Source organism: Opitutia bacterium KCR 482 (genome assembly GCA_029269845.2).
Taxonomy (GTDB): Bacteria; Verrucomicrobiota; Verrucomicrobiia; order Opitutales; family Intestinicryptomonadaceae; genus Merdousia.
On sequence record CP149973.1, the window covers coordinates 1,697,474 to 1,705,000 of the forward strand.

Genomic DNA, 7,527 nt, shown 5'->3' on the forward strand with positions numbered 1-7,527 from the left:
TTCCCGATTAGAAGAGAACCTGAACCTGCGCGCGTACGCTGTTGCTGTATGTGCGAGCCGCGCCGCCGTCTACGTCCTGATCGAAGTAGCCGAATTCGTAGCCCAACGATGTCTTGACCGACGCCGTCGCGTACCAGTTCAAGCCGAGGTAGCCCGTCATAGCCTGGTTGTAGGCGAGGTCGTCGGAGAATTCCGAGACAATCGGGCCGCCGTTCGCGTAGACGTAGGACCAACGCGCAACGGGTTCGATTGCGCCCCAGTCGCCCATATCCATCTTGTACGCAACCGTGAGGTTCGCGCCGAGCGGGGTCTTGCAGATGCCGCTGCCGCTGCCGAGCGGAGTGTAGTCTTCATACTGTTGGAGGAAGAATTCCGCGATTGCCGTCAGCCCCTTCCAGCTAGCCGTCGCATAGGGGTTGATGCCCCAAACGCTGCCTCTGGATTCGTTTACGACGTTGTTGCGCATGCCCTGCGGAGCGTAGCCGAAGTTCATGCCGAAGTCGTACGCGAGCGATTCGCCCTTGATTTCGGCGATGTTCTTGTAGCCCATCGAAGCGTAGAAGCTCAATGCGCTGCTGTTTTGCGCGCTCGAAAGGAAGCCGTCGGTCGATTCCGTCAGACCCGAAGTTACAGCGAGGCTGTAATAGAGGCCTTCGACCTGCGTGATGTTGCCGTCCCAGAATACGCCGACCGTTCTGCCGCCGAAGTTCTTGGAATAGTCGCCGTACGAGCCGCGGGTGAAGAAGTTTGTGGCGACGGAGCGTTCGATTGCGAGCTGTCCGAAGTCGCACATATTCTGTTCGTAGCCCATGTTCGCCTTGCGGAGACCGAGCTGGAGCGTGCCGTTGAGGTAGTCGAGGTCAACCTTCTTGGAGGCTACGACCTTGTCGAGGTAGTTGCGGGACGAGCCTTCCGAACCGAAGTCCGTAACGACCGTCGCGCTCCAACCGCCGCCGACGTCCGCTTCAACGCCGAGTTTTACGTAGCGGAGTGTGAAGCCGCTTGTCTGTTTGGGGGAGGTGGCAGTGCCCGCTTTTACGGTGTCTTTGCCCCATGTATACCAACCCTGCGCGCCGCCGAAAATCTTAATCGACTTTGTGCTCTTAGTGGCGGGTGTTACCGCGACCGATTCCTTCGCAATCTGAGCCGCTTCCTGCTGGGTGAGCATGCCCTTCTTGACGAGCGTTTCGAGAAGCGCCTTGTCTTGCGCGTTGGCGGCGATTGCCGCGCCTGCTACGAGTAAGCCTATTATTGCTTTTTTCATATCTATTTTTTTGTTTGTTTGTTCTTAATAGATTCGCCGTTTTTATACAGTATATGAAAACGGTGAATCCATTTTTACACTATCCTTGCAAAATCCGCACAAAAATCAAGCAATTTTTTGTCGGCGGATTTTCGGGTACGACAACTTTTTTATCGTAAATCGGCTTTGCTTTATAACCGTTTTGCCGTCGGAATACACAAAAAAACCGCCGTTGCACGCCGGCGGTTTTGCGTGCCTATTTTGCGGATTATCCGAGAAGCGGCTTTTCGGAAATTCCGAAAGCTTCGAACAGGTAGGGGGCGTCGGCGGAGAAGCCGAAGTCGTCCGTGCCGACCACCTTTGCCGCGTACTTGTACCACGGCTGCGAAATTCCCGCCTCTATCGCGATTCTGTTTTTGCAGGACGCGGGCAGAACTTCGTTTTTATACGCATCGCTCTGGCGTTCGAAGATTTCCATCGAGGGCATAGAGACCACTCTTGTGCCGTTCTCCGCTTCGCCGGCTTTCATTGCCCATTGCAGTTCAGAGCCTGTGGCGATTATGATTTTCTTCAAATCGCCATTTTCCTTTTTTGCCACATACGCGCCTTTGAGCGTGCCGAGGCGTTTTGTCTGGGCGGATATCGAAGTTTGCAGGGGAAGGTTTTGGCGCGAAAGTATGAGGGCGGTCGGGCCGTCGTTGCGCGAAATCGCCGCAGCCCACGCCGCCGCGCATTCCTCCGAATCCGCGGGGCGGATTACGTCGAGGCGCGGTATGCAGCGCAGGATTGAGACCATTTCGACGGGCTGGTGGGTGGGACCGTCCATTCCCACGCCGATTGAGTCGTGCGTGAAGACGTATTGCATGGGAAGCCTCGACAGCGCGGAGACGCGTATGGAACCCAGCATGTAGCCCGCGAACGTAAGGAAGGTTGCGCAAGACGGCTCGAATATTCCGCAGTAGGCTATGCCGTTTGAGATTGCGCCCATTGCGTGTTCGCGGATTCCGAACCAGATGTTGCGTCCCGCGCGGTTTTCGGGCGAGAAGTCGCCCATGTCTTTAAGGTAGTTTTTCGTCGAGCCGTAGAGGTCCGCCGCGCCCGTTGTCATGTAGGGCAGGGCTTTGGCGAGGTCGTTCATTGCTTTGCCGCCCGAAGCGCGCGTCGCGCTCCTGTCTTCGGAGGGAAATTCGGGAACGAGTTTGAGAAGCTCCTCCGCCGAGGGGCGGTTCGTCTTTTTATTCAGGCACTTGTCGAGCTTGTCGGCAAGGTCGGGGTTTTCCCTCTGCCATTCGACGAACGATTCTTGCCACTGTTTGCGCGTTTCGGCGCGGCGTTTTGCGGCTTCGTCGAAGAATTTGTAGGTGGCGTCGCTTACGAAGAATTTTTGTTCGGGCAGTCCCAGCCCCTTTCTTGCGGCGTCGGCGAACTTTGCGCCGCCCTCGCCGTGCCCCTTTGCTGAGTTTTCGACTTCGGGGATTCCCTTTGCGATTGTCGTTTTGAAGATTACGAGCTTGGGCTTGTCGGACTGCGAGTCTCTCGCGGCGGTGAGGGCGCGGCGGATTGCGTCGATGTCGTGCCCGTCGCACTTGGAGACTTCCCAGCCGTAGGATTCGAAGCGCATTGCGGTGTCTTCCGCCATGGTTTTATCCGCCATGGCGTCGAGCGTTACGTCGTTTGAGTCGTACATGAGCACGAGGTTGCCGAGCTTCTGCACGCCCGCTATTGCCGCCGCTTCCGCCGAGATTCCCTCCTGCATGCAGCCGTCGCCCGCAAGGCACCAGATTTTGTGGTCGAACACTTTGAAGTCGGGCGTGTTGAAGGTTGCCGCCGCCATTTTTTCGGAAATCGCCATGCCGACCGCGTTTGCCACGCCCTGTCCGAGCGGGCCGCTTGTGGCTTCAACCCCGACCGTTTCGCCGAATTCGGGGTGTCCGGGGGTCTTCGAGCCTTTTTGGCGGAAGTTTTTGATGTCTTCGACGGAGAGTTCGTATCCCGAAATGTGCAGCCACGAGTACAGGAACATGCTGCCGTGCCCCGCGCTGAGCACGAATTTGTCGCGGTTGAGCCACGAGGGGTTCTTGGGGTCGATTTTGAGTATTTCCCCGAAAAGCACCGCGCCGATTTCCGCGCAGCCGAGCGGCAGACCCAAGTGCCCCGACGAGCATGCGTTGATTGCGTCTATTGCGAGTCCGCGCGCTTCGTTTGCGGCTTTTTGGAGTATTTCGTTGTTGTTTGTCATGATTCCTGTCTGTTGTTAGGCTTTTATAAAATTGTACCGACGGTTTATCGGTTTTTTTCGAAAAATTCAACTCTTTTATGTGTCCGTTCCGCGTCCCGCGCCCGATTTTACGCGTAAAAATATTGTTGAAATAGTTGCGCGCTTTATGCTAGAACTTCGAACCAGTATGATTAATTTTATAAAATTTAGGCTTTTGCTTGCGGGGGCAATCCTTGCGGCATTGTCGTGCTTTGCAAACGGGGCGGAGAATTCGCAGGGAGAATCGCAGTACAAACTGCGTCCGCTCGACGTTCTGACTATCAAGGTCTTTCAGGAGCCCGATTTGGATACAGTGTATAAAATCAGCCAAAACGGCATGATTGTTCTGCCGCTTGTAAACGCGGTAAAAGTCGCGGGGCTCACCGTTCAGGAGGCTCAAAAACTCATAAAGCAGCTTTACGAGAAAGACTTTTTGGTCAATGCCGACGTCTCCATTTTCATTTCGGAATATTCGCCGAAGTGCGTGTATGTGGTTGGGCAGGTCAACCGTCCCGGAACTGTCGTGTTCCCGCCCGAGGAGGCTATGACGCTCTCGAAGGCAATCGCGTACTCGAACGGCTTGACGAGGCTCGCCAACCAGCGTTCGGTAATCGTAAAACGCCTGCTTCCCAGCGGCGAACTCAAAGTTTTCGACATCGACTTCCGCGCAATACTCAACAACGAAAAAGTGCGCGACTTCCCCGTGCTTGAAGGCGACACAATCGAAGTGCCCGAAGCCATGTTCTAAGGCTCGCTTTTTAACTTTTCGACAACACAGATTTTTTATATGGAAGACAACGAACAGAATCCGAAGGCGTCGGCAAACCCGAACGCCCCGCAGACAAAAACCGTCAAAAAGAAGAAAGTAGTGGTCGGCTACGGCTACGGAAACGGCGGTTATGGCGGTTATGGCGGCTACGGCGGCTATGGCAACGGAGGATACGGCGGCTATGGCGGCTACGGAAATGCGGGCTACGGCGGATACGGCGCGGGCGGCTACGGCGGCTACGGGAACACTCCCGTGGCGGGCGGAGGCGCGGTAATGCCCAACCGCACTTTGCGCGACTATTTGATGATTTTGCGCGAGCGCATTTGGTACATCATCGTGACGTTCTTCGTCATTTTTGCGGGCATTCTCCTTTATACGTTCAGAATGACCCCCATGTACACGTCGGTCGCGACGGTTCAAATCCTCAGAGACTCCGACGTTCCGATTGACGGCCCCGGCGGCGTGCAGCGAAGCCACAACGACATTGTTTCGAACGTCGAAGACTTCAACACTCAGGTCAAGCTCATGGAGAGTTTCGAGGTTATCTCGGCGGTGCAGTCGCGCCTCAAAGAGGACGACATGAAAAAGCTCATGGCACCCTACAACGACATGATTACTTTCGGGCCGAAGCGCACGGAGGCGGAAATCCTCCAAGAATACAGGTCGATTACGCCCGAAAGGCTCTCGCTTGTAGTGAGGGTCGCGTTCCGCCACCCCGACCCCGCAATCGCGATGCGCATTGCAAATCTGTTCGCCACTGAGTACATTTCATACACGCACCAAGTGAGGGTTCAGAAGCTGATGAACTCAATCGACGAATTGCGCACAAAGGTTTCCCAGCAGGAGGCGAAGGTAAAGGAGCTTGACAAAAAGCTTGTGGAATACCGCAAAATCAACGGGGCGGTTTCGCTCGACCAAATCGACGACGTCGACAGAACCGAACTCCGCGAAATCAACACGATTCTCACGAGCGACAAGCGCATTTTCGACGCAATGTCGACACAGTGGAACCTTGTGCAGGAATACAAGCGCGAGGGCAAAGACCTTTGCACGCTTCCGTTTATCGCCGACATTCCGTCGGTCTCGAGGCTCGTTTTGGACAAGTCCACGCAGCAGGTTGCCGTGGCGACGCTCGAAAAACGCTACAAGGAAAAACACCCCCGCATGATTGAGGCGCGCAAAACGCTCGACCAAATCGAAAAGGAACTCAATGCGGCGGTCGATTCGGCGTGCGCGAAAATTCAGGCGTCCTACGAAAACGCCAAACAGAATTACGAGCAGTCGCAAAAACGCCTGAGCGTGAAAAAGGAGGAAATCCTCCAACTCGGTCAAAAGGCTATTATATATAAGTCTATCGAGCGCGAGCGTCAGGTCGCGGAGGGCATGCACCAGTCGCTGATTTCGTCGCTCAACGTCCGCATGGCGCAGGTCAGCCTCATCAACGAACGCGCAAGCATTATCGACAGGGCGGGAATGTCGCCGCGCCCGTCAAGCCCCAACTATGTTCTCAACATTCTGGCGGGCTTCTTCGCGGGTATCGTAGGAGGCGTGGGCATGGCGTTCCTCGTTGCGTTCATGGACGACCGCGCAAAGAGCGCGTACGACGTCGAATCGGTCATCGGGCTGCCGCTCTTGGGCGTCATTCCCAGAATCAAACGCCTCAATTCTTCCGAAAAGGCGCAGGTTGCGGCGTCGAACGCCGACCGCGCGACGACGGAAGCGTTCCGCTCGCTCTATTCGACTCTCAAAGTAAATCCGCTCGGCAAAAACGCAAAAGTGGTGCTCTTTACGAGTACGACGCCCTCGGAGGGCAAGTCTTTCGTGGTTTCCAACCTCGCGTTCACATGCGCGCTCAACGGCGAAAAAGTCATCGTCATCGACGCCGACCTGCGCCTGCCCGCGCTCGCGAAAATCATGGAAATCAAGCCGACCGAAGGCATAGTCGGCTGCATAGAGGAGGGCAAGCCCCTCGAAAGCGCGATTATCCGCGACTACTTCCCGAACCTCGACGTTCTCGTCTGCGAAAAGCGCGCGAAAAATCCGACGCAAATGCTCAATTCGCCCGAATTCATTTCGCTAATCGAATCGTTGCGCGACAAGTACGACAGAATCTTCGTGGACTCGCCGCCGATAGGCGCGGTAAGCGACGCAATCTCGCTCCTGCCAAGCATGGACGGCATTATCTACGTCATCAAATTCAACGCCACAAAGCGCAAGATTATCCGCAATTTCGTCCGCAAAATGATGGAGTCGAACGTGCCGATTATCGGCGCTGTGATGAACATGGTTTCGTCGGGCGTGTCGTCGTCGTATAGCCTGAACTACTACGACAAGAGCTACCAGAGCTACTACACGACTCCGCCGCCGGACGAATCCTCCGATGAAACGGAAAACTCGTAGCCCGCAAAACAGCTTTGTTCCCGAAAATCCGCCGCAACTTCGCGGCGGATTTTTTTGCGCGGGTTTTTCATAAATAAACGCCGAACGTTCCGCGGAAAACGCGTTGCTTGCTGATAGAACGGCGCAAATATCGCCGTGCCGCGGCGGATCGGCTGTCGGACACGCATGGAGGGGGCTCGCAAATCGAATCCGCAAAATAGGCGGGGGCGAATTCGTAAAAAACGGCGGAAAACCGGGGAGGAGGCTCAATGCGCCGTCTTGCGCCAAGCCCGAAGCGCGCGCGGCTTTGCGGATTCCGCAGCTTTCGCGCGGCGAAATTCCTCCGCCCGCAAAGGACGTTTTTGCTTGCAGCGCGGGGCGGCTTCAATTTAAATATATACATGAAAAGCTATCTGTTGTGTGTTGTGGGGGCGGCATGCGTTGCCGCCGAAAGTTTTGTTTTTGCGGACGCGCCCGCAAAGCCTGCGGAGTTTAATCCCTACGGCGTCTGCGCGCATTTGTCGCGCTGGGAATTTCCGTTCGCCGACGACGAAATGAAGCTCATGAAAGACGCGGGCATCGGCGGCTTCCGCACCGACTTCGACTGGGGCGCAATCGAAAAAAAGGACGGAACGCTCGACTTTTCCGTGTGGGACGCCCTTGTCGAAAAATCGCAAAAGCACGGCGTCGAAGTTCTGCCAATCGCGTCGGGATACGTACCCGAACGCGTCCGACCCTTCCCGCGCCACCCCGACGAATTCGCCGAATTTTACGCAAAGGCGGCGGCCCGCTACGAAGGCAAAATGAAATATTGGGAGGTCGTCAACGAGCCTGACCATATCAGTTTCTGGGGCGGGCTAATGCCAAATCCCCGCGAAT

Annotated in this window: 5 protein-coding genes (1 of these 5 running past the window's edge); 3 read left to right on the forward strand and 2 right to left on the reverse strand. The window is 55.7% G+C overall.

Features of this window, described 5'->3' with window-relative positions:
* Positions 1–7: 7 nt before the first annotated feature.
* Together P3B99_007210 and tkt are read right to left on the reverse strand one after the other, a co-directional pair.
* Entirely contained in the window at positions 8–1,264 is a 1,257-nt protein-coding gene (locus P3B99_007210; GenBank protein ID WYJ06995.1) for a hypothetical protein, read from the reverse strand.
* Between the two features lie 247 nt (positions 1,265–1,511).
* Positions 1,512–3,482, reverse strand: coding sequence for a transketolase (gene tkt / locus P3B99_007215; protein ID WYJ06996.1), 1,971 nt, complete (start codon positions 3,480–3,482; stop codon positions 1,512–1,514).
* Positions 3,483–3,648: 166 nt separating this feature from the next.
* On the opposite strand from tkt, the gene P3B99_007220 reads away from it, so the two are divergent.
* The 3 genes from P3B99_007220 to P3B99_007230 all read left to right on the forward strand — a co-directional run.
* Positions 3,649–4,248, forward strand: a complete 600-nt coding sequence (locus P3B99_007220) for a polysaccharide biosynthesis/export family protein (GenBank protein ID WYJ06997.1) — start codon at positions 3,649–3,651, stop codon at positions 4,246–4,248.
* 39 nt (positions 4,249–4,287) lie between these two features.
* The gene (locus P3B99_007225; protein ID WYJ06998.1) at positions 4,288–6,669 is read left to right on the forward strand and encodes a polysaccharide biosynthesis tyrosine autokinase; all 2,382 of its coding nucleotides are present in this window, start codon (positions 4,288–4,290) and stop codon (positions 6,667–6,669) included.
* 380 nt (positions 6,670–7,049) lie between these two features.
* Positions 7,050–7,527, forward strand: the beginning of a protein-coding gene (locus P3B99_007230) for a glycosyl hydrolase (GenBank protein ID WYJ06999.1). Its footprint extends 1,454 nt past the window's final position; only the first 478 of its 1,932 coding nucleotides appear in the window; the start codon lies at positions 7,050–7,052; its stop codon lies off the right edge, out of view.